The organism is Bacteriovorax sp. BSW11_IV, from assembly GCF_000447755.1.
GTDB lineage: Bacteria > Bdellovibrionota > Bacteriovoracia > Bacteriovoracales > Bacteriovoracaceae > BSW11-IV.
In genome coordinates, this window is record NZ_AUNE01000004.1 from 74,941 (window position 1) to 95,947 (window position 21,007).

Below are 21,007 nucleotides of genomic sequence, written 5' to 3' on the forward strand. Positions count from 1 at the left end.
CAATGGATAAATGCAAACTCATACCACTAGATAAGATCTTTAAATCATTAGGTGACCCCATCAGAATGGGTGTCATCAAGCAGCTTATTATGAGTGAAACTGGTGAGATGAGTTGTGGCTCTTTCGACTATTGCGTGAACAAAGCTACTTTTTCTCATCATATTAAAATCCTTCTTGAGGCCCATATTCTGTGTGAGAGAACAGAAGGGGTGAAGAAGTATCTGTTTTTAAATCCAAGCATTAAAAAATTATATCCAGGCCTTGTTGAAACAATCAGAATTACAATTCCAGATTAAGAAATCTTGATACCCCACATTGCAAAAAAAACTTCCACTTAGATGTTTTTTATTGTTATATAGCGCCTTTAATTCAATCAAAATTTATAGAGGTAAAGATGAGGGGAATCATACTTATCGCAATGTCGTTTTTGACATTCAGTGCACTAGCATCAAAAACACTTGTGCTCCATGGACAAGGTTATGTTGAGCAGGTGGATTCAATTTTAATCAACGATAATTCAAATCAAAGTCAAACTACTTCATTCACAGGCCTTGAGTTTCTTGGACAGAAAAAAGTTTTTGATGAATTCACTCGCGATCAAGTTTTTGATACTTCAGTTTTTCCAAATAGAGTTATTGGTCAAATCGATGAGGTTTGCACAGGGACTTTAATTGGTCCTCGCCATGTTATTACTGCTGCACACTGTGTGTATGAATACGAAACGAAGAAGTGGATTGATAGAAATACTTTTTCTCCGGCCCGTATTGCTAGTAATAATTCTCCTTACGGCACAAAAGATTGGGAGAGAGTCTACATTCTTCAAGAATATACAGAAAAAGGGAGTGCTAAAACTGACTTTGCTGTTATCGAATTAAAAGAAGATCTTGGGAATCAAATAGGTTGGTTGGCCTATGGGTATAATAATTCTTTTAAAACAGGAAAAATGGGAATGATCACTGGTTATCCTGGTGATAAGAGTCGTGGAACTCAGTGGGGAGTTGAGTGTCCACTGGCCTACTATCAATTTGAAGTTGCCCACAGATGCGATACTTACGGAGGTATGAGTGGATCGGCGATCGTTGTCCATAACGATCAAGGTGAACCTCTAATTAATGGAATCCATACTTATGGTTCTGAGTTCTATAATGGTGGAGCAAGAATCACAAAAGAGACATTTGAAATTATTCGTACGTGGACATCGAATAAAAGACTTCCTAATGATCTTGTAAGTGTTAATAAAAAACCAGTACAAACTTATGACAAGATTTTCCTTGAAAACAAATGTCATAGAACTATCTGGACAGCGCTTCACTATGTTGATCTTAATGGTAAATGGATAACACAAGGCTGGTGGAAAATTGCGCCAGGTGAGAAGGCCTATGTAGCGGATACGAGAAATTCAGTTTATTACTTTCATGCCAAAAGTGACAATGGTCAATATAACTGGGGTAGTAGAGACTATGCGTGGAGAGTGAATAATGAAGGTCCATATAATTTCAACGAAGGAAAAATTACGACTTCTGGATGGGGAACTTGGACTCAGCAGTTTACTTGTAACTAGAAAACATCCTCATATTGAGGATGTTTTTCAATTCGTTTGACTTGTCATGTAATAAAGGGGATTAAAGACATAAATCTAGATACATAATTATAATTTTTTGCTGATGCAGGTATTTGGATTTATTCATCAGCAATATCACAATTAGGAATTATGCATGTCTTCATTCAAGTCATTGAATCTAAACCCCTTAATTTTAGAAGCACTTACGGCCAAAGGTTATACAAAACCAACACCAATTCAAGAGCAATCAATTGCTCATATTTTAAATAAAGGCGATATCCTTGGTATTGCTCAGACGGGTACAGGGAAAACAGCAGCTTTTTCTCTACCAATCTTAACAAACTTGGCCGCTCATCAAGTTAAATTAAAGCCCTATCATATGAGATGTTTGATTCTCACACCCACAAGAGAGCTGGCCTCTCAAATCGAGGACAACATTAAGGGTTACGGCAAGAATCTAAATATTTCAAGTGCTGTAATTTTTGGTGGAGTGAATCCTAGAGCACAAGTTTCTAAAATGGCCAAAGGTGTGGATATTGTTATTGCAACACCTGGGCGCTTGCTTGATTTGATGAACGGTGGCCACATCAAATTTGATCAACTTGAAATTTTTGTCCTTGATGAAGCAGACCGTATGCTTGATATGGGATTCATTAATGACGTTAAAAAAATCATTACAAAGATTCCTCAAAAGAGACAGACTCTACTTTTTTCTGCAACTATGCCTAAAGATATCGCAGAACTTTCACGCAAGCTTTTAAAAGATCCTAAACGAGTGGAAGTAACTCCGGAATCGACAACAGTAGAGAAGATTAAGCAAAGTATTAACTATGTTGAAAAGATCAATAAACCATTATTGCTTGAGAGTATCCTCCAAGATAAAAGTATAAAGTTTGCTCTTGTATTTACTCGAACTAAACATGGTGCAAATAGAGTTGTTCAACATCTGGAAAGGGCGAAAATTGCTGCAAGAGCAATCCATGGAAATAAGTCTCAGGCCGCTCGAGAAAAGGCCCTTAGTGAATTTAAAAATGGAAGAATTCGCGTACTAGTGGCCACTGATATTGCTGCCCGTGGAATTGATATTTCAAGTATTACTCATGTTATTAATTATAATCTACCCGACGATCCTAAGAGCTATGTTCACCGAATCGGAAGAACTGCTCGTGCAGGAAGAGAAGGTGTGGCCATTTCATTTTGTGAGCCGGCCGAAGTAAAACTCTTAAAAGATATTGAAAAATGTATTAACTATAAAATTCCAGTTGATGAGACACACCCATTTCATGGTGTGCCTGCGCAAATTGTAAAAAAAGAAAATGTTCCTGCTGAGAAAAAAGAACTCGCTGGTAAAAAACCACAGTCGCGAAGTTATAGAAGAAAGCGTTCATTTTCATCAAATTCATCAAAGAAGCAAAAATGATTGATAAATTCGAAAGTTTAAAACTAGATCCTAGGCTAGAAAAAAACTTAAAAGACCTAGAATTTACAGCAATGACACCTATTCAACAAAAGGCCTTACCTCTTATATTAGATAAGGCCGATGTTATTGCCCAAGCAAAAACTGGAAGTGGAAAAACTGTGGCCTTTGGCCTTGGTGTTTTGAATGATATTGATATTAAATTCACAAGACCTCAGTCATTAATTCTATGTCCTACAAGAGAACTTGCTGAGCAAGTGGCAAAAGAGCTGCGCATACTAGCTCGAACATTGCCCAACATGAAAATTTTGACAATTACTGGTGGGAAATCTGAGTTCTTACAGGAAAAGTCTCTGGCCCATGGTGCTCATATAATTGTTGGTACTCCTGGAAGAGTATTAAGACTTCTTACTAAGAGAATTTTAAGCTTAGAGAACGTAAGATATTACGTTCTAGATGAAGCCGATAGAATGCTAGATATGGGATTTAGAGATGATATTTATAAAATTTCATCAAGACTTCCACAACAACGACAGACATTATTGTTCTCTGCAACCTTTCCAGAAGATATCGAAGAGCTTAGTCGTGATCTTCAGCAAAATGCTCAAAAGATTGTTGTCGATTCTCAGCATCTCGACAATATTATAAAAGAAGAGTTTATTGAATTAGACTCACATAAAGATAAGATTGATGCTCTCTTAAAAGTTCTTGGACAGTATCAAGCGCAGAGTTTTATCATTTTTTGTAAAACGAAGAAAATTTCAGATACTGTTGCAGATGAACTTTATCGTAGAAATATCGTTGTTGCCTCAATCCATAGTGATCTTGAGCAAAATGAGAGAACGGCCACGCTTGCCATGTTTTCTAATCGTAGTCTTTCAGGTGTTGTTGCAACTGATGTTGCAGCTAGAGGTATTGATATTAAAGGCCTAGACCTCGTTGTCAATTTTGACCTACCAACTGATCCCGAAGTTTACGTTCACCGTATTGGTAGAACGGGAAGAGCTGGAAACGAAGGACATGCTGTGAGTTTTATCACCAAGCATGAATTCGATAGTTTCGATGCCATTTCACAATATCAGAATAAAGAATATGAAATTAAAGAACTCGCTTCATTACAAAGTGATGTTGCGTATTCTCTTCAACCAGAAATGACGACATTGTTTATTAGTGGTGGAAAAAAAGACAAACTACGTCCAAGTGATATTGTCGGTGCCATTATTGGCTCATCAGGTGTTGATTTCTCACACATTGGTAATATTAACTTGTTAAATGTGATTACTTACGTGGCCATAAAAAATGAGAGTGCTAAGCTTGTTTGTGATAAACTAAACGCAAGTAAAATCAAAAATAAAAAATTTAGAATTGGAATGTTGTAGTGGATAAAAAAGCTGTCAAGATATGGATCGATGCAGATGCTTGCCCTAAGGCCGTTAAAGAAGTTGTTTATAAAGTTTGCGCACGCTTAAAAATTCCAGTCGTTCTTGTTGCTAATTCTTATATGAATGTTCCTCATGATCAACTTATCTCGTTTGTAAAAGTTGAAAGTGGCGCCGATGTGGCCGATATGCATATTGCCGCCAATGCCGATATCAATGATCTTGTCATTACAGCTGATATTCCCCTGGCCAGTGAAATCGTCAAAAAAGGCGCCCTGGCCATTAATCCAAGAGGGGAGCTATATGATGAAGACAATATCAGTGAGCGTCTTTCCATGCGCGATTTCATGAAAGATTTGCGAGACAATGGCCTTGTCACAGGTGGGCCTGATGCCTATAGTGCCAAGGATAAGATCAATTTCACAAACTCATTAAATAAAATTCTGACGAAAAAAGGATATTGATTTATTAAGTAAAATCAGTCATTTATGTGATTTCTTCACCTCTACCTAAAGAGGATACCTTAAAATACCGATACTGTATTAAAATACTCGGGATTGAGAAGGTTTATGAAAAAAGAATTATCGCAGAATTTCGATTACTGTTTGTTAGATGATGCTATTACTCATAAAAAGCTTAAGTTCAATTACAAAAAAAACAAAGAGCAAGACCATACAGAACTCTTAGATGCAAGTGCTAATCGATTTGATTATGAACAGTGTAAAGATAGTTACTGGAATCCCGAAAAATTTTCTCTTCTTTATGGAACACCTTTATGGGAGCAGGCCTCTCAATCTGAAAGAATCATTTTAAATCAGCTCTACTGGGTAGCTTATTATTCACAGATTATCTCTGCAGAGATCGCAACAATATTTTTTAATCAAACAGCGGCAGCAGGTCTTTATGGTATTGAAGATTTTAGAATAGCCTGTGAAACTCTTGATTTCGAATCAATGCAAGAAAGGGCACATATTGATGCCTTTAAAAAAATATCTGAAGAAGTTGAGTTAAAGCTTTTTGGAGAAAGAATATTCACTTATCCAATGAGACCTTATTATTACGAGACAATGATTTTTCAAAATACAAACGCTATAAAAAAGTTTTGGAAAAGACTACAACTTCAGGCCTACAGTGTTTTGAGCTCAGGAAATGCTTTCATTGCGTGTCAGTATCTGACGGTCCGAGGTCTAAGAACATTGAATGGAAAAATTATCCAGCATCAACTGAGTGAGTTTTATAGCAGCTTATCTGAAGAGGAAAGACTAAAGGCACCTGTGCCGAGTGCCGTTAGCTATTATCACTTTATGGATGAGTCGTATCACTTTAATAGCTCGAATATTATCGGAACCGACCTTTTAAAACTTTTAAAGACACCGACATCTTTTGAAAAAAATATTGCAAACCTTGGAATTAAAGGAACGCTAAAAGATCATTCGAATTTCTCAACGATGGTCAATGGTATCTTTTGGTACGATCCAGCTACCTTTCAAGCGGCCTATCGAGTAATGAGGTCTAAGATCTTTAATTTCTCTCATGCCGAGGCCATTGAGATGTTGGAGAAATGTTTTTGCAAAGAAAATAATGGTATTCACGAGAGTTTTAAAACCCATCAAGTTGCCTTAGAAAGCTATCGCAATTATTTATCAGGAATTGATTACCTCGATGAATATGCACTTCGTGGCGGAAAGATGAATGAGACGTCTATTGAAAAGTATCTTATTCAGAACACTAATGAACTGAACAAATTTAAGAAGAAGGCCGCTTAGTGAGTAAATGTAAAATTGAGATTACGAATACTGGTGAACAACTAGAAGTTAACGAAAACGTCGAACTTAGTAAGCAGCTTAACGCTACAAATAGTCCAATCTTATTTGGCTGTAGAACAGGAATATGTGCAACCTGTTTAGTCGTTGTAGAAGAAGGTATTGAAAACTGTAATGATGCTACTGACGATGAAAAAGAACTGTTAGAAATAGTCTCTGAAGATACAAATGCGCGCCTAGGCTGTTTATTAAAGTGTCATGGCAATTTGAAATTGAAGTACATTGGGAAATAGATGGAAGTTAGCTTTAGAGATTATTGGTATATTGCATGCGAATCCCACGAGCTTAAAAAAGATCAAGTTCTTGGTCGCAAGATCTTAGACGAGTGGATTGTTCTTTTTAGAGATGAAAAAGGAAATCCTCGTGCCTTTCAGGATCGCTGTATTCATCGAAACTCACAGCTTTCAAAGGGCTGGGTCAAAGATGGTCAACTTCAATGCTCCTACCATGGTTGGATTTTTGATGGAAAAGGCCAATTGAAAAATATTCCCTCAGAGGGACCCAATCAAAAAAAGGTTGGAAATAGATGTGCTGTGACTTATGAGGCCGTTGAAGAAGATCGTTTTATTTTTGTCCGACTTAATAAAAATCCAGATAATCTCACTGAGCCGTTTCGTTCACCAAAGTATAATGCTCCTGGCTTTGAAACGGTGAGACTTTTTAATGTCTTTAAAAATTCTGTTATAAATTGTGCTGAAAATTATATTGATGTTCCTCACACCGTTTTTGTACACGATAAAATATTTCGTGATGCTCTTGATGAAGAGATCAACTGCATTGTTCATCGAAAAGAGGGAATGGTTGAAATTGAATATCTTGGAGAGTCAGACAATCTGGGATGGTTTTCTTGGTTTTTAAATCCTAGAAAAGTTCCAATCGTTCATATCGATTCATACTACGCCCCAAATATTACCAGTGTTAAATACATTATTGATAAAAAAGAATTTTGGATTACGAGCCAATCGATACCTATTTCTGAGCATGAAACGTGGGTGTGGACAGATCTTACATATAATTTTGGACATCCTATAATTAATAAATTGAGCCGTCCCATTGTTAAGTATCAAGGTCAAAGTGTTATCGATCAAGATATTGTCGTTTTAGATAATCAGGCCGAAGTTATCAAGAAGTATGGAGAACAGTTCTCCAACGCAACAGCTGATGTCGTTCATGTGTTAATCGAATCTCTTTATAACGCTATCAAAGAAGGAAAGAACCCCAAAGATATTGCAGATAAAAGGGTTGAGGTTAAATTTTGGATATAAGATTTGTCATAGAGTTATCTATCTTCTTATTCTTAATGATTTGGTATCTTCTTGATGTGGATAGAAGAAAGAGTTTTTTTGGCCGTACATTGGATGAAAATATTGTTGATATCATCAGTCTAACAATTCAGGGAACACTTATTCCTCTATTTTCATATTTTTTGATCTATAGAGTTTATGAGATGGGCATTCCTAATCTTAAAAACAGTATTGAGATTAACAATACTCTTGGATTTTTAGTTAATTTTGTTTTTGTTGATTTCTGTTTTTATTGGACTCATCGCACTTTTCACGGCAATGCACTGTGGGGATTTCATCTTTTACATCATAGCGCCAGAAAAATGGATATCGTTGTATCTTCAAGAAATACAGTATGGACTTCATTCTTTTTTCCTTATTTGTGGGTCAATAGTTTTTTTGTCTTTGCGCTAACTAATAAAACGGGTTTTATATTGAGTATTTCCATAACGGCCATGTTAGATCTTTGGAGGCATAGTCCCTTCTTTATTGATCCGAAATCTCAATTAGCAAAATATATTTCTATTCTTTTTATAACTCCAGTGCACCATGCTTGGCACCATAGTCGTAGTCAGAGTCGAGTCAACTTCGGGGCCAATCTCAGCGTTTGGGATAAAATATTTGGTACTTATTACTTCGATACAAAGTACCCGAATGATATTGGATTTGATTTAAAGAGTGATTTAAAGACGAAACTTTTTAGACCACTGAAGCTACAAAAGGAGAATTCGTGAGTTGGAAGAGTAAGCTCTTTAATCTATTTCCACTATTTCATATCTTACTCATTTTGGTATGTATTTATCATTTTGTGTTAAATCCAAATCCTCTAAGTTTTGTTTCAATCTTTTTAGGAATTTATATATTTCCTTTGTTATGCTTTCGTCTATTTGTCATTTTATATCCAATAAATGAAGGGGAAAGTGATATTTTTGGTGGTGGCTTCTCTCCATGGTGGGCGGGTCATCAAATTCAATTACTCTTTGTCGCTATGCCACGACTTGAGTCCTTACTCATAATAATACCGGGCCTCTATTCATTATGGTTGCGTTGTTGGGGCTCTAAAATTGGAAAACAGGTTTACTGGACTCCTGGTGTTGTAAACTATGACAGAAATCTTTTAGAAGTTGGTGATAATGCTATTTTCGGCGAGCGATCGTTAACTGTGGCCCATGTTATTACGCCAAAAAAAGGTAAAGGGATTTTAAAGATCGCCAAAGTTAGAGTTGGAAATAGGGCCTTTGTAGGAGCTGGTAGTGTTTTAAGTCCTGGTGTGACGATGGATGAGAAAACATTTGTGAGGGCCGGAAGTAATGTCTTTCCCGATACTCATATCAGAAAAGATGGCCACACAGGAAAAATTGTAGAAGTTGATGGTTAATCTTTTAAACTCACTTATTATTTTCTTTTATAAAATCTATGCGGCCCGCAAGTATCGGGCCTTTATTAGTGCTCTAGATAATCCGCATCATGCTCAACAAAGATTGAAAGAGCAGCTTGAAAAAGATTATTATCGAAGTCTCAGGTATAAAAAAAATAATATTCCATTCGATGAACTTCCAATTCAAAATTATAATGAACTTGCAAAGAATCCGATAGAAGATCTCATTACAAAGAAAATTCTTTTTTTTGAAGAGACCTCTGGAAGCTCAGGTATAAAGAAAAGGATTCCTTATACAAAAAATCTTTTAGGTTCCTTTAGCAATATGTTTGTGATTTGGAGCTATGATATCTTGAAAAATGTAAACTTTAGTTCTTACAAGTTTTATTTTTCAATAAGTCCACAGTTTTCCGAAAACGCGAGTGGCCTTGAGGATGACAGCGCTTATTTGGGAGAGAGTATTGGCCTCTTTTCAAAAAACTACTTCGTAAAGCTGCCAAACGCAAAATCTATTCAAGATCCAAATGAGTTCTTACTAAAATTAGGACTACTTCTGGCCTCAAATCGTAATCTTGAAATTATATCTATTTGGTCTCCAACATTTTTATTATCTCTCATGTCTTATCTGAAGGAGAATGAAGAGAATTTTTTAAGAATTCTAAAAGTCGGAGAGTATAAAGGACTGAAGTTTGATCCTATCGTTTTGGATGAAGTGACTTCACTGAATTTGTTTCCTAATTTGAAGTTTATATCAACATGGGGAAGTGCAAGTGCTCAAGTGAGCTTTGATAAATTAAAAACATTATTTCCACATGTTGTTATTCAAAAAAAAGGACTTCTTGCCACAGAGGCGCCAATGACTATTCCTCTTTTTAATATAGAGGGAAGTGTTCCGCTGATAAATGACGTCTATTTTGAATTTATCTCAAAAGAGAGTGAAATATTAGGGCCTGAAAAATTAATTGTAGGAGAAACCTATGAAGTCGTCATTTCTCAAAAAGGAGGGCTTCTAAGATATCCAATGAATGATCTTGTTCGTGTTGAAGGGTTTTATAAGAAGACCCCATTATTGGAGTTTGTCGGAAGAAAGCATCAAATTAGCGATATGGTAGGAGAGAAGTTGCATGAAAGTGAAGTGGCCAACGCCATTGAAGATACTGGCGCCTATGCGCTTATCCCTTCATTAGAGAAGCTAAAATATATTCTTCTCGTCGATAATTCTTTTAATGAGGCAAAGGTCGCTGAAGTAGAAAATCGACTTCATAATAATATTCACTATAAAAATGCGAGATTATTGGGGCAGCTTAATGAAATTGAAGTTGTTGTTTGTAATCAACCAAACGAGATTTTAAATCAGTATTACACAAGTATTTTGAAAATCAAAAAAGGTGATATTAAAGAGAGCTTTCTGCTTTACAGAGAAGCTCCACGATTATTAGAGCTTTTGAAATCAACCTAATTCAATCTTTTCTTGCGACCAAATAGAAGGTTCTAATCTATTAATATAGGCAATATATTTTACAACTGGGCGATCCATTTTCAAAAAGGCTTCAGTGTTAAATCTAATATTGTCATAAATTTGACCATCTTCTCCTTGAAGCATTTTAAAAAAGGCCTTGGTCATATTTAGTTTGAACCAGTTCTTAAAAGGTCCCAGAAGTCCTTTTGATTTACTATTTACATAGATTGGCCTTACTGCAACTTTCCCATATTCAAGTTGAGAATAGGAAAAAAGCATATGGAGCTCAGGCATTTTAATGCGATTAAAGAGTTTGGCGTCTTTCATCATAGTGAGGCTTGCCAGACAGCCATCAGCATATTTCATAGAATAGGAATAGCTTTTACCAAGTAGCAAAGAGCCCATTTTCTCTTTGAAAGTATCCGTTGTGAAATTTCCTCTTAAACAAATATCAATATGATTTGATTTCGAATTATCAATATTTATATCCATATCGATATTGATTTTATGGACAGTGCTTAGGTGTTGAGGATCAATACCATTGATCATTGTGATATGATAGTGACATTTACGATAGAAGATATCGTCGATTTTAACACAAATTTCTTTGTCACTTAATCCTTCAAGGGCAGGGACTTCTAAGACCTCTTCATCTGTATGAGTTTCTGGATAAACCCAAATGAGATTATACTTTTCTTTAACAGCATATGAATTTAAGTTTAAATTTTTTGGAGGTTCTTCTCCACAAGGAATATCAATACATTTTCCTTGTGAATTGAATTTCCAGTGATGAAAGAAGCATCTTAAATTTTCTCCCATTACCTTTCCAAGTGATAAATCAACTCCCATGTGCGGACAAAAAGCATCCAGACAAAAAACTTTTCCAGTCTCAGCTCTGTAAATAACTAGTTTATGGCCATTGAGTAAAATTGATTTTTTATCACCAATTTTTAAATCTGAAGAAAGAAATGTTGAATACCAACCCTTTGTCACAATATTCCAGTTGTTGAATATTTTGTGTGATCTTAATGGTTGAGCGTTTTTGTTTAGAAATTCGTTCTTAATTTCATTTATTTTCATATACTGTTAATATCGTAATAGAGTTGATTATTCTTTAGAACGGGAACAGAAAATGTCTTCAAAAATGGGACGAAATCAAAGAAAAGACGTTATTAATAACTTTATGCCAAATGATTTTGAAAATTATGAGGATTACTTCTACTATCTTCATTTGAATCAAAAAGTGCGTATTATGCACTTGGTAGGGATGCTTGGCGGTTTACTTCTCTTACCATATGCCATTTACACTCTTAAATGGTGGCTTTTTGTTATTTATTTTGTGTTATTCTACGGCTTTGGCTATATCAGCCACTGGATTTTTGATGGTGTCGTTTCAAGAACTGCTGCCGAAGCTCCATGGAAGTCTTTCATTTATGCAACTAAGATCAATCTTATGTGCTTAAGACCAAAATATGTAAAAGATCTCGATGAGGCCTTTTATAAAAAATATCCTTTTGTGACGAAAGTCTTTCCAAGAAATTAGAAACAAGCGGCCATTTGACTTAGGTCAAGTGGTCTCAATAGGCCCTTCGCTTCAAGCTCTTCAATAATAGAATTGGCACCAGCTTTTCTCATAAGCCTCTTAAGCTTTAGGAGTTTTTCATCTGTAGAGCCAAAGGCATTTAGTTGTTCCAGAGCATGAACTCTATTGTAGTTGTTGAATTTTGAAGTCATTGTCTCCAATTGGGCCAAGATACCAATCGGGCCAACTTGAACCATTTGAAAAAAAGAAATTAAAGAATGAGTGATAAATTCTCTCTCTTTTTTTGTGAGATTATTTTCATCGAAAAGAATAACACCTGAGCCATGATGAACAACTTCGTCTTCAAGAATAGATTGAAGGTCTGTTTTTAGATTACTATTTTTACATTCCTTGGCCATAGTGCTGTAATGATCTAGACCCCATCCTTCAAGAAGGACTTGAATCATAAAAACAAGTGACTTTTTTGGTGCCACTTCGATAGTATTTGAAAGAAATTCAAGAAATGAATTGTCAGTAATATCTTCTGCAATAGTATTGTGGTGGTACTTTTCAATGAGTTTGAAGTGTCTTGCTTCATCACCAGTGAAGCTACCATACAGAACACGCTCATCGATATTATCACTAAGGATCGTCATCTTTGATCCATAGGCAATTCCCGATTTCTCAATATGGAAGGCCTCAGAAATTCTGTTTTGTGCTAATTCATTTAAAAGTTGAACTTTCTTATTCTCTTCGAGTTCAAGAAAGTATTCGACTTTATCTAGTCCATAGCTAGAAGCATCCCAAAAAGGTTCATCTTGATTTGAAAGCTGTGAAGATGCAAATCTCTTTTTTAAGATTGTTGCAATCTTTGTGTTCTTTCTTGTGTGAATATCTTTTAGTTGAAGCTTCATTTCATGTTTCATGATTAACTCGCACTGACCATTTTTGAATATAAAATACGGATGTATTTCATTAGTATGTTGAAAGGAAGTAGCTTTCTTAAGATATAGAAAGAGTTTGCATCATTTCCGACATAAGTTCTTGCAACAAATTTTTTGCTATTAATAATTCTAACAACTTTATTTGAAACATTTGATAGAGGAATCTCTTTTCCTGTAGCAAATTTTTGCATAAGCTTTTTTAAATTATCAGTCTGGGCGATATAAATTCCCTCTGCATCTTCGTTTTCTGACCACTGAACACTTTTCATAAAATTAGTTCTATGTCTTCCTGGGCAGATAGTTAGAATGTCAATTCCAAGAGGTGCAAGTTCAAAATGAAGGCCTTCGACAAGTCCTTCTAGGGCATGTTTTGAAGCGGAATAACTGGCAGATAGGGGCATCCCTGTTTGCCCAAGCATGGACGAAATATTGATGATTTTTTTGTCTTTAGAGTCACTCTTTCTAAGAGCTGGTAAAAATTCTTTAATCATCATGGCCGTACCAAAGAAATTCACTTCCATCTGATCTCTAAGCTGTTCTTCTGAGGTCAACTCAAGAGCACCATAGAGTCCATGACCCGCATTGTTGATAAGGATATCGAGTTTTCCGTCGTGTTTCTCATTAATATAGTTGAGAACTTTTTTTCTTTCTTCTTTATTCGTAATATCTAGAGGCAGAATAACAAGATTATCTTTATTTAAAGACTTTAGTGAGTGCTCACGATTGTCAGCATTTCTCATCGTAGCGATTATAAAATTGCTAGAGTCTTCTAATAATTGCTTCGCAATATCTTCTCCAAAACCTGAAGAACATCCTGTGATAAGAATTTTTCTCATATAGTCTGCTCCACTGCAGGTACTATTTCTTTTGCTTTTTTCACTTCTTTCTTCGTTAGAGACTTCATAAGATTCTTTTTGATTTTTTTAAACTGATATTTAAATGGCATTGTTAATGTCATTTCGGCAATACAACAAAGCTCGTCTCCTTTTTGCCAGCCTTTATTTTTCGTAGCAAAAAAGTTAATTCTAGGATTTTCTATTTTCATTTCTTCTGTGATAGGCGCAACACAGTCTTTTAACGAGTCTTTAATATTTTCTTTGAAAGAGATAACTCCTAACTCTTCAATAAAGTCATTAGGGTAGAGTTCCTTAGCGAATGAATTTAAGATATCTCTATGCTTTGAATCGGTTTCTTTTTCAAATCTTGGGTAGTGGTTTGAAAAATTATTGGCCATCAATAAATATGTCTTGAATCCTTTTGAAATAAGGAACCAGTAAAGTGGTTTAAAAGGATTTTTTAGCTTCTCTACAAAAAGATACTTTAAGAAGGCCACTCCAAGAGTTCCTTGACCCCAATATTCTTTTTCAATAATAGTATCACCACTGAAAAAGCCGCGATTTGAATTACAATTCAATTCAACAATAGTTGAGAAACCTCTTACTTTTTTTTCTTTCTTATCGAAAAGAACAAAAACAGCATCTTTGTTCATAAGGTCTTTCTTAAACTGCTCTTCACTAACATTGTCATAATAACGACGAAATACGTTAAACATTTCAAACTTGTGATTCTCAGAGATGTCTTGAACTTTAATTGTTTTATAAAATAATTTTTTGCTCATTGCTCTCTCCTGTTGAAATATTCATTTCTAAGTTAGTTATTTCTTTGTCATCAATTGTGATTAAGTCTGAATTTAAAACTTTCTTTCCATAGCCCCAGTTACAAGTTTCTTGCTTCTCTGCATGCTGAATAAATTTGATAATTGGGTAATCTTCTTTAATTGGTGTTTTGAACTTGAAGTTAATTGTTTTAAATACTTCAGTGTCGCCTTTCGCAAAATAATTTCCAACAACTCTTGTGGCCCTTAAGACAATGGCATTGAAGATTTTGCCAATGAGACCATTTCTTTTTTTCGTCAAAAGTATAGTTTGGCCCTCAGCTTGACCATTCTTATTTGTTCGGATGGCAAACATTATATAGAAATGAAGAAAATCAGGACCAAGTGTAACTGTTCCAGTTGTTGCATTGTGATAACAAAGGGAATATGTCAGTGGGCCTTTGTAGAATTTTCCAATGAATTTCGTCAAAAGGTTTGTATTTGGTACTTTTGTAATATTTGAAAATTCAATTGTATTACTATCAATAACGGTAGGAACTAAATTTAGATCCACAGGAAGTTTATGCACACTCGCAAAGTGATGGGCATCAATAGCGTTGATCATCATAACGTTTGGATGACATTCTTTAATATAGGGTTTACCTAAAAGTGAATCAGTCTCAAGATCTTTTAGTTCGGGCGCGTAGGGAAGACCTCTTTTGGCCTCTTTTCCTGTCCAGATCCAAATCAGGCCGAATTTTTCCTCTACAGGATATGAGTCAATCTTAGCACTTACTCCTTGAAGTGATTTTCTGCAAGGGATGTCGTTGAGTTCTCCCTTTTCTGAAAATTTCCAGTGATGAAAGAAGCATCTAAGCTCATTTCCTTCAACTTTTCCCTCTGCTAAATGGGCACCCATATGCGGACAAAATGCATCAAGAGCTCTTGGCCTACCATCTTTTCCTCTATAAATGGCCAATTTTTTTCCCATGATATCCGCATGAACAACTTTTCCAATTTTTAGCTCTTTTGATTGAAGGGCCCAATACCAGCCTTCAATAATCGCTTCCTTATTGTTGAAAATTTTCGTTTCTTGTAGATTGCTCATAGGCCTCTCAATACTGTCAAAAAGTTAGTCAATTGATCTCGTAATATTCAATATAAAGTCTTAAAAACGCTGTTTATTCGATGTTTAGAGAGGATATTTGCAATTCGAGGGCCAATATTGAAAGAATCGGCAGTAGCGCGGCCACTGCCGTGAGGGTGTTAGATGCTAAATTGATAGAGACTACAGCTCTTAAAATCGCCTAGGGCCCTTTTTATTGAAGGGTAGATTTTTGTCGATGCAATTGCAAGAGCGAGCTCCGTCAGTTGATCAGCTGAGAATTTTTGCTCTACAATCTTTTGAATACTGTGGTGATCTTCCTGATTTGTGGCCACTGCTTTTGCAAAATCATAAACAAGCTTTAAATCATCATTGAGTGCGTTTGGCGATTTCACAATATTTTGGACAATGTTCTTGTCTACACCGGCCTCTAGCGCCATTGTGATATTTAATTGCACACAGGCCCCACAGTCTTCAGTGAGCATTGCCGCAATTTTGGCCGTCCACAGGACATCTGAGGGGAGTGACTTGCCAACTTGTCCCATCGGGAGGAAGTTTACAAAGGTTTCAAAGGCCTTGGGATTCGCTTTGGCCATCTTTCTCATGTAGTTGCAGTCGTAGTTGTAATGTTTTTCAAATTGATCAATAAAGTCCATATTGTTCTCCTTTTTACATAAGACGAATGGGCCTTCGACTTTGTGACAAGGGGATTCTTTACTTTGTCACATTTCACCTTCACAATTCGTCTTAGCTATATGAAAGAAGAAAATAGTATTAAACAATTTGATCTCTACCGCGGATTTCTGATATCGGTCAGTTATAGGATGCTTGGCAGTTTCTCTGAGGCCGAGGATATTGTACAGGATGTGGCCATCGAATGGTTGCGTACCGATACCGAGATTATTGAGAATCCTAAGGCCTGGCTACTTCGTGTAACAACAAATAAAGCGCTCGATGCCTTGAAAAGGGCCTACAAGAGTCGGGAAGTCTACACTGGAACATGGTTGCCCGAAGTGTTACCAGATTCCTTGATTACTTGGGATGATACTGTTCAACATAAAGAATCTTTGCATACATCATTTTTAATTCTACTTGAAAATCTAAAACCAAAAGAGCGTGCAGTATTTATTCTACGTGAAGTTGTAGAATATAGTTTTAAAGAAATTGCAGAATTTGTTGGTATTACCGAGGCCAATAGTAGAAAGATTTTTGAGAGGGCCTCACAGAAGATTTCATCTAAAAAAGAAACTTTCGATAAATACGATCACAATTCGCTGGATCTTATCAGAACATTTTTTGATGCTTCTTGCAAAGGAGATAAAAATATCATCAAGGAACTACTTGCTCCTGACTCTGAATTTTGGTCAGATGGTGGTGGTAAAGTTTCAGCTGTACGCGTGGTTATCTACGAGGCCCAGAAAATTATTCGCTTTTTTATTAGTATTTTTTCAACGAATAATGAGCAAAGTTCAAAATTTAAATATGAAGCAACTTTTGTAAACCATCTACCCGGACTTATTCTTTCACGCCTCGATGAAAAGGGGTTATGGCATATTGAAACGATTTTTTCATTTGAATTAAAAAATGGGATTATTTCAAAAATCTATGCACAAAGAAATCCAGACAAATTGTCGTTGGGAATTTTTTAGACGTTGTATAAATTTCTGTGATTATTAGTTTCTTGTCCAATCAAGGTCACCGAAATTGTACTTAAATCCCGTACTTTTACTCTTAGAGTTTTCAATGATCCTAAGTTTCGAACCTTCGTGATTGTAAGTGAGATCAAGGTGGAAGTGGCCGTAGAACTCTTCTTTTGTCGGATGAGCATCGCATACAAGATTGTAGTCTTCATTGATAAGATTCTTTTCAATCGCAAAATGTATAAAAGATGCCACATCGCTAGTATGTACGAGATTAACATTTGTTTGAGAGCTCGCAACTGAGTTCATTTTTCTTAGAAAATTTTTTGGATGTCTGTTCTCATCAATCAGGCCACCTGGACGTATGATTAGATAATTATCGCGAGCTTTTATGTGATTTTCACAAAGAATAAGCTCTCGCGCATTTCTTGCCTGTCCCTCACGCTCACTCATTTCATTAATGAGTCCATCTCCAAAAACTGATGTGGAACTTATGAAAATAATCTGAGTCTTTGAATGAAAGTTCTTAACTAGGGCCTCAATTTTTTTTGCATAATTCTCACTAGGAGGAAATGATATGATAACCACATCAAAATCTGTTGGCCCTATCCAAGAATCACCTAATGAGTAGGGGATAATTGGGCTTCCTAAATTTGCATCAGCGCTTCTTTTAGTCCCAATTATGCTGTGAAGTTTATTCTGCTTTAAAAATATATTGCCAAGGTGACCGACACCAAAGAAGAGGATTTTTTTCATAAGATGTATGATGACCGAATTTTAGGCAAAAAAAAAGACCGCATGTAGCGATCTGTATCTTGAACCTAAATGAAAATGGCGGGGACGAAGGGACTCGAACCCTCGGCCTTCTGCGTGACAGGCAGACGTTATAACCAACTTAACTACGCCCCCGCTTATTAGGTGAGATTGAATATAAGTGAATGGAATCTGATCGTCAATACGAAAAAAACCAAAAAAATCAAAAAGTTGAGGTTTATTGGATTTTAGGGCACTTAGAGTGAGCGTAAGGGGCTGTTTTTAAATAACATTTAATTATTTTAACAATTGTAATGAAATTCATTGAGAATTCCCCCTTATAATGATGCTAAGGAGGGGCCATGGAAAGTGAAGTTGTTAAAATAGCACTTTTATCTGATGACCCGATTTATATCAGAAAGCTGAGAAAGTTCTTAAAAGATCACTATCCAGGGCGAGAGCTTGCGGTATTTGGTCACGATCAGAGCTGTCGTGATTATTCGCTTGCTGCCTTATTTCCAGCTCTCATTGAAAAAAAAATGATTTCTCTTCTCATTATCGACTTCGATAAAAACTACCAGTACAAGCGCGATCTTTTAAAAATCATTAACAAGTATCATTTTTTAAAACATATACCTCGAGTTGGAGTGTTTGGAGAGGTTCATCACAATAGTGATTTACTTGAGGCCTATTCTCTTGGTGCTTTGTTATGTGATTATAAGCGCGATGATCTTGAAGACTTTGTTTTTAATTTAAAATTTTTGGAAAAGCGCGAAGGGACAGGGGCTCCAAGCTATGCCCGTGCCGATGGCCATGGAACAGTTTTGTGGGCGAAGTTTCTGTGCAGTATTTCTGACATCTCTCTTGAAGAAGTATCTACTCTTACGAAGATTAATAAAATTGCCCCTGATAAAAAGTGGTTGGAAGAGTTCTTGCCAAGTTTCGCTGCACCTAGAAGTTTTATAAATGAAACAGACGATGTGAAAAAGAAGTTTTCTTGGATCGAAGATATTAATACGTTAAATTTTATCACTGAGCATCCAGAGATGTTTATGTGTGACAAAGTTAATGTCAAAAGTTTGGAAAAAAGTGGTGTGGATGCGCGCTTCAATTCCTTGCTTGTTGAAAAAAGAATTGAATTAGATCGTGAGGAAGAAGTTTTAAACGAAATTAAAAAGAATTTCAAAAAATATAAAAATCATCCTATAAAAGATAAGACTCGCATTATGATTATCGATAAAAAAATGCGATTGATGGAAGGTGTGTGTGAGCGTTATCAAGAATTAGAATATAATCTTTTTAATTACCCGTACATGCTTGACGACTTTAGAATTGTAAAAAAAGTTTTACCTGAAATTTTAATTGTTCAAGAAGATGAGTTTGAAGTTGTTAATGGGGAAGGACAAGTTTTGCAATTGTCCACAAAGGAAAAGTTAGAGCGTTTAGTCAAGCAACTTGAAGAATCATTCGAAGAACCCCCAATCCTTCTGATCTTTAATCGCAAAAAGAAATTTGTTTCGAACTTAAGGTATTGTATGTGTTTTGATGGAGATGGGACTGTTGAACTCCTAGAAAAGTTAGGAAAAATTTATCAAAAGAATATTTCACCAGAATGGAAATCTTCACTAAAGTGGGACAGTCAAGAGGATAAAATTTCAAGTGATGAAATTGATCTCATCGGATTAAAACGCACAATAATGATTGAGATCCCAATTGTGCTCAAAAATATAAGTGAGCACATGGTTGAAGTAAAGGCGCCAATGCCATTGAATGATGGGGCCGTTCTTCTCATTGATAATGTAAATCCATTCTACATAACCATTTTTAAAGATCTCTCAGACAAAGATGTTAGTAAGGGAATCGTTAATGGAATTGATGAAACCTATAAAATGAAAGTTCGACGACTTGTTAATGATTTAATTAAGTTGCCAAAAACTAAAGAAGATGAATTGGAAACGCAAAAATATAAACAGTTAAATATTGATAAATTCATGGAAAAGATAAAAGTAGGTATGAGAAAAGTAGATGAAATAGTTTAAGTGATCTACAATAGAGAAAACTATCTTATCTAGAGGGTCCTATGCCTTTTTTTCTCGCAATTTGGAATTATCTTTTATCATTCTCATTATATTTAGTTATTGGTTTACTTATAGCTGGCTTCATTCACGCTTTTATTCCCTTTCAAAAAATACAGAAGAGTTTTAGCGGAAATAGTTTTATATCCGTACTAAAGGCCGCGTTGTTTGGAGTACCGCTGCCTTTGTGTAGTTGCTCTGTTCTTCCTACTGCCGTGACATTGAAAAAGAATAAGGCCTCTAATGGTGCAACATCAGCTTTTCTTATCTCTACTCCTGAGACAGGGGTTGATTCAATCTTGCTTACCTACGGTGTGATGGATTTTCCAATGACAATTTTTCGTCCAATTGCGGCGCTCTTATCGGCACTCTTGGCCGGAGTGTTACAAAATGGTTTTAATAAATTTGAATATCAAGATGAAGAAAAAGAACAAGTGAGTTCATGCTGTTCGTCGCAAAAAAGTTGCTCTTCTAAAGTTGATAGAAAATCTTTGGGTACTAAGATTGCTAAAATGATGAAGTTCGCTTTTGGGGACCTTATGGATGACATGGCATTATGGCTGACCTTTGGTGTAATCATCGGAGTTGCTATTGAAATACTAGTGCCACTTAATCTCATTAACGATATTCCAGCGATACAGCAAAAAGCAATTATTCTGCTCGTTGGTCTTCCTCTTTATATCTGTGCCTCCGCTGTTACACCAATTGCGGCAAGCCTTATTATGAAAGGTCTTAGTCCTGGAGCTGGGATTTTGCTTCTTCTTGTTGGTCCTGCAACTAATATTTCTAATATTCTTGTTATGCAAAAGTATATTGGAAAATGGGGTGTGTTAATCAATGTAATTAGTGTTGCGCTGGTGGCGCTTGGTATGAGCTCATTCGTGGACTGGTTCTACACGGGGACAATTTTATCATTTAATATTATGGGCGATGGCCATCATGCTGAAACTGCTAATTGGCTTGAAGTATCGTGTGCGGTTATTGTGGCCCTTCTCTTATTAAAAGGTATTGTCTACAATGAAAGCGTTAGGAAATTTTTTAAATCTGGTAAATCATGCTGCGAAGGATAGCTAA

Annotated in this window: 22 protein-coding genes and 1 tRNA gene; 15 read left to right on the forward strand and 8 right to left on the reverse strand. The window is 35.9% G+C overall.

Going from position 1 to position 21,007, the window contains the following annotated elements; all coding sequences use genetic code 11:
• Positions 1–2: 2 nt before the first annotated feature.
• The 11 genes from M899_RS01250 to M899_RS01300 all read left to right on the forward strand — a co-directional run bounded on the left by M899_RS01250 (position 3) and on the right by M899_RS01300 (position 10,300).
• The gene (locus M899_RS01250) at positions 3–296 is read left to right on the forward strand and encodes an ArsR/SmtB family transcription factor (RefSeq protein ID WP_081653686.1); all 294 of its coding nucleotides are present in this window, start codon (positions 3–5) and stop codon (positions 294–296) included.
• 98 nt (positions 297–394) lie between these two features.
• Complete coding sequence (locus M899_RS01255) at positions 395–1,561, forward strand: trypsin-like serine protease (RefSeq protein ID WP_021269606.1); 1,167 nt, start codon at positions 395–397, stop codon at positions 1,559–1,561.
• A 154-nt stretch (positions 1,562–1,715) separates the two neighbouring features.
• Complete coding sequence (locus tag M899_RS01260) at positions 1,716–2,981, forward strand: DEAD/DEAH box helicase (protein ID WP_021269595.1); 1,266 nt, start codon at positions 1,716–1,718, stop codon at positions 2,979–2,981.
• Positions 2,978–4,357 carry an ATP-dependent RNA helicase DbpA gene (gene dbpA, locus M899_RS01265; RefSeq protein WP_021269565.1) on the forward strand — a complete coding sequence of 460 codons (1,380 nt, stop codon included), beginning with the start codon at positions 2,978–2,980 and terminating at the stop codon, positions 4,355–4,357. Before M899_RS01260 ends, dbpA begins: the two co-directional genes overlap by 4 nt.
• Complete coding sequence (locus M899_RS01270) at positions 4,357–4,821, forward strand: YaiI/YqxD family protein (RefSeq protein WP_021269629.1); 465 nt, start codon at positions 4,357–4,359, stop codon at positions 4,819–4,821. Before dbpA ends, M899_RS01270 begins: the two co-directional genes overlap by 1 nt.
• Before the next feature lie 105 nt (positions 4,822–4,926).
• Positions 4,927–6,123, forward strand: coding sequence for a hypothetical protein (locus M899_RS01275; protein ID WP_021269612.1), 1,197 nt, complete (start codon positions 4,927–4,929; stop codon positions 6,121–6,123).
• The gene (locus M899_RS01280; protein WP_021269568.1) at positions 6,123–6,413 is read left to right on the forward strand and encodes a 2Fe-2S iron-sulfur cluster-binding protein; all 291 of its coding nucleotides are present in this window, start codon (positions 6,123–6,125) and stop codon (positions 6,411–6,413) included. The genes M899_RS01275 and M899_RS01280 overlap by 1 nt, the downstream gene beginning before the upstream one ends.
• Entirely contained in the window at positions 6,414–7,445 is a 1,032-nt protein-coding gene (locus tag M899_RS01285) for an aromatic ring-hydroxylating dioxygenase subunit alpha (RefSeq protein ID WP_021269593.1), read from the forward strand.
• On the forward strand, positions 7,436–8,197 hold the full coding sequence (locus tag M899_RS01290; RefSeq protein WP_021269534.1) for a sterol desaturase family protein: 762 nt from the start codon (positions 7,436–7,438) through the stop codon (positions 8,195–8,197). Before M899_RS01285 ends, M899_RS01290 begins: the two co-directional genes overlap by 10 nt.
• Positions 8,194–8,841, forward strand: coding sequence for an acyltransferase (locus M899_RS01295; protein WP_021269609.1), 648 nt, complete (start codon positions 8,194–8,196; stop codon positions 8,839–8,841). Before M899_RS01290 ends, M899_RS01295 begins: the two co-directional genes overlap by 4 nt.
• The gene (locus M899_RS01300) at positions 8,834–10,300 is read left to right on the forward strand and encodes a GH3 family domain-containing protein (protein WP_021269541.1); all 1,467 of its coding nucleotides are present in this window, start codon (positions 8,834–8,836) and stop codon (positions 10,298–10,300) included. The genes M899_RS01295 and M899_RS01300 overlap by 8 nt, the downstream gene beginning before the upstream one ends.
• On the opposite strand, the gene M899_RS01305 is transcribed toward M899_RS01300, so the two are convergent.
• Positions 10,292–11,380 carry an aromatic ring-hydroxylating oxygenase subunit alpha gene (locus M899_RS01305; protein ID WP_021269613.1) on the reverse strand — a complete coding sequence of 363 codons (1,089 nt, stop codon included), beginning with the start codon at positions 11,378–11,380 and terminating at the stop codon, positions 10,292–10,294. The two genes, M899_RS01300 and M899_RS01305, sit on opposite strands and share 9 nt — an antisense overlap.
• A gap of 52 nt (positions 11,381–11,432) precedes the next feature.
• On the opposite strand from M899_RS01305, the gene M899_RS01310 reads away from it, so the two are divergent.
• The gene (locus M899_RS01310; RefSeq protein ID WP_021269634.1) at positions 11,433–11,843 is read left to right on the forward strand and encodes an Mpo1-like protein; all 411 of its coding nucleotides are present in this window, start codon (positions 11,433–11,435) and stop codon (positions 11,841–11,843) included.
• On the opposite strand, the gene M899_RS01315 is transcribed toward M899_RS01310, so the two are convergent.
• The 5 genes from M899_RS01315 to M899_RS01335 form a co-directional block, all read right to left on the reverse strand.
• Positions 11,840–12,748, reverse strand: a complete 909-nt coding sequence (locus M899_RS01315; protein WP_021269610.1) for a ferritin-like domain-containing protein — start codon at positions 12,746–12,748, stop codon at positions 11,840–11,842. The genes M899_RS01310 and M899_RS01315 overlap by 4 nt on opposite strands.
• A 2-nt stretch (positions 12,749–12,750) precedes the next feature.
• Complete coding sequence (locus M899_RS01320; protein ID WP_021269555.1) at positions 12,751–13,602, reverse strand: SDR family oxidoreductase; 852 nt, start codon at positions 13,600–13,602, stop codon at positions 12,751–12,753.
• On the reverse strand, positions 13,599–14,384 hold the full coding sequence (locus tag M899_RS01325) for a hypothetical protein (RefSeq protein WP_021269510.1): 786 nt from the start codon (positions 14,382–14,384) through the stop codon (positions 13,599–13,601). The genes M899_RS01320 and M899_RS01325 overlap by 4 nt, the downstream gene beginning before the upstream one ends.
• Positions 14,362–15,468, reverse strand: a complete 1,107-nt coding sequence (locus M899_RS01330) for an aromatic ring-hydroxylating oxygenase subunit alpha (protein ID WP_021269552.1) — start codon at positions 15,466–15,468, stop codon at positions 14,362–14,364. The genes M899_RS01325 and M899_RS01330 overlap by 23 nt, the downstream gene beginning before the upstream one ends.
• Before the next feature lie 158 nt (positions 15,469–15,626).
• Complete coding sequence (locus tag M899_RS01335) at positions 15,627–16,121, reverse strand: hypothetical protein (RefSeq protein ID WP_021269607.1); 495 nt, start codon at positions 16,119–16,121, stop codon at positions 15,627–15,629.
• 63 nt (positions 16,122–16,184) lie between these two features.
• Between M899_RS01335 and M899_RS01340 the strand changes: the two genes are divergently transcribed.
• Positions 16,185–17,114, forward strand: coding sequence for a sigma-70 family RNA polymerase sigma factor (locus tag M899_RS01340; protein WP_052610291.1), 930 nt, complete (start codon positions 16,185–16,187; stop codon positions 17,112–17,114).
• Between the two features lie 24 nt (positions 17,115–17,138).
• Here the strand turns inward: M899_RS01340 and M899_RS01345 are convergent, their stop codons facing one another.
• Together M899_RS01345 and M899_RS01350 are read right to left on the reverse strand one after the other, a co-directional pair.
• Entirely contained in the window at positions 17,139–17,861 is a 723-nt protein-coding gene (locus tag M899_RS01345; protein WP_021269575.1) for an NADH(P)-binding protein, PF13460 family, read from the reverse strand.
• Between the two features lie 76 nt (positions 17,862–17,937).
• Positions 17,938–18,014: transfer RNA gene (locus M899_RS01350), tRNA-Asp, on the reverse strand.
• Between the two features lie 206 nt (positions 18,015–18,220).
• On the opposite strand from M899_RS01350, the gene M899_RS01355 reads away from it, so the two are divergent.
• Both M899_RS01355 and M899_RS01360 read left to right on the forward strand, forming a co-directional pair.
• Positions 18,221–19,897, forward strand: a complete 1,677-nt coding sequence (locus tag M899_RS01355; protein WP_021269526.1) for a hypothetical protein — start codon at positions 18,221–18,223, stop codon at positions 19,895–19,897.
• Between the two features lie 41 nt (positions 19,898–19,938).
• Positions 19,939–21,003, forward strand: coding sequence for an SO_0444 family Cu/Zn efflux transporter (locus tag M899_RS01360; RefSeq protein WP_021269533.1), 1,065 nt, complete (start codon positions 19,939–19,941; stop codon positions 21,001–21,003).
• Positions 21,004–21,007 lie beyond the last annotated feature (4 nt).